Origin of the sequence: Acanthopleuribacter pedis, assembly GCF_017377855.1 — a bacterium.
Taxonomy (GTDB): Bacteria; Acidobacteriota; Holophagae; order Acanthopleuribacterales; family Acanthopleuribacteraceae; genus Acanthopleuribacter; species Acanthopleuribacter pedis.
Window position 1 is genome coordinate 1 of the sequence record NZ_JAFREP010000062.1, and the last position, 2,143, is coordinate 2,143.

At 53.2% G+C, this 2,143-nt stretch carries 1 pseudogene; it reads left to right on the forward strand.

Annotation, left to right across the window (positions count from 1 at the left end):
- Positions 1-136: 136 nt before the first annotated feature.
- A pseudogene (locus tag J3U88_RS33250) lies at positions 137-1,549 on the forward strand (TonB-dependent receptor); the annotation flags it as partial.
- Positions 1,550-2,143: the final 594 nt, after the last annotated feature.

Genomic DNA, 2,143 nt, shown 5'->3' on the forward strand with positions numbered 1-2,143 from the left:
CGCGGCTTTCAGCTTCCCTATGCATTTGCCAATGAGCACGAGACCTTCAACCTAATCTAGCGTTGGCTCGTGGTTCTAGCTTAACCGAAGCGAGGGCGCGTTTTTGCCTGCTCGTTGGTAGGCTTACGAATATTCCGATCACCAGCGCACCATTGATCGCGGGATTCCCACCGGCAGCGACGGCCGCCCGGCCGAGGACCTAGACGAGTTCTTTTTCGGCGATCAGGAACACAACACCAGCGAATTGGAAGCCCATGCCTTTCGAGCCAGGCTGGAACACGCCTTTTCCGACCGGTTCGAAGCGACGCTCAATGCCTATTTCGGTGACCATGACAAACGGGATCGCAATTTCTTCGTCATCGACTACCTTCCCCGGCGGAATATAGTCAGGATGGATGGGTTTCTCGATACCAGTCGCCGTGAAAACCTTGTTTTCTCAGGGGATTTGGCCGGCGTCTTTAGCACCGGCCGGCTGACGCATCGGCTGCTCGGGGGTGTGGAATTCACCGATACCGACACGGATCAAACCCGCTACAACGCTTACTTCGATACTTCCGCCGCGGATGTGGCGCGCGGCGTTCGGGGGGCGCGCACCGATATCGCGACCTTTTCCGTGATGCGCCCGATTGATCTACGTGGCGGCGTTGGTACTGTCGCCGACGGCCGGGTGACATCCAATGATTTTACCGTCGACCTTCAGGACGATTTGCGCATCGGTATCCAAGTTTTTTCGATGTTCCTCCAGGACGAACTCGCGTTTTCCGAAAAAGTTCATGCCATCCTCGGTGCCCGTTTCGATCACTACGAAATCGAGGCGCTTGACACCACCCATGGTGCGCTCGGGACCAAAAAACTTGAAAAAACCACGCCCCGTCTCGGTTTGGTCTACAAGCCAAAAACGGCCCTCTCGCTTTACGCGAGTTACAGCGAAACCTTTTCGCCGCGTCGCGGGCGCCTGATCGCCAACACCAATGATCCCAACAACCAATTGGATCCCAATACCTCGAATAACCTCGAGGCGGGGGTAAAGTGGGCCCCAAACCAAGATGTGAATCTGTCGGTCACCCTTTTTAAAACGGAACAAGAATCACCCGTGGTTTCCGATGCCGATGCGGGCACTTTTGATGTCATTCGAACGGCGGTCGAAGGGGTTGAAGCAGAACTGAAAGGTTGGCTAACCGAACCCTGGTTCGTTTCGGTCGGTTTCAGCTATATGGACGGTTCCCAAGCGGACAGCGCCCGTCGTCCCCGCGAGTTGCCGCGAACGATGTTTTCTGCTTGGAATTACCTCTATCTCACCGAACGGCTTTCCGTGGGTCTCGGGGTGACCCATCAGGACGAGGTTTTTATCAGCAACCGCAACGAGGTGTTTTTGCCCAGTTATACACGTTTCGATGCCGGTGCCTATTATGAGGTGGCTACCTGGCGCATTCAGATAAACATCGAGAACTTGGCCGACGCGCGCTATTTCCCAAATGCGACCAGCGCCCATCAAGTAACCGTGGGCGCGCCGCTCAATGCCCGCTTATCCTTCCGAGGAAGGTTTTAGCCCGCATTTCTCACAAGGATTCGTCGCGAGAAGCTGAAAGCCTCGTGAGTACGAAGATTACGACCGAGAGACGGCACAGGCGTAGCAGCTGAGGCGAAGGCGGCTCGACCGAGTAATGCGGATGGCCGCCCCCTCGTAATCACATGGGTTTCAGCCTCGTAGCAGAATTCCTTGTGAGAAATGCGGGCGAGCCCGCACTTTCCTTCCACGGATGACTTTTCGTTTCGTTGGCGCTGCGTCTGAATAACGATACTGAAGGTAACTTTTGTGAACTTTTTAAGAATAAATATTTTCAAACTCGGTAAATAGTAGTTCTGTTGACGGTTTAATGACTGTATAGAGGCGTTATTTTTTCATTTTTGTGACTTCTTGTTACAGAAGTTGCCCGCTGAGACCCTCTATGAACACCGGCTTCCCGGCTTGTTTCGTGTTTTTGGTCACCTAACTAAAGAATTGCCCCTGAAAGGTCGAAAGATAATAGGTCGCAAAAGCCGGCCTTTTCGCGGGGGACGCCCCATTTTTTAGATGATGGCTTTATAGTTACCGTCGTGCGAAAAATGAATCGCGAGCATAATTTTTATTAAGGGTTGCATC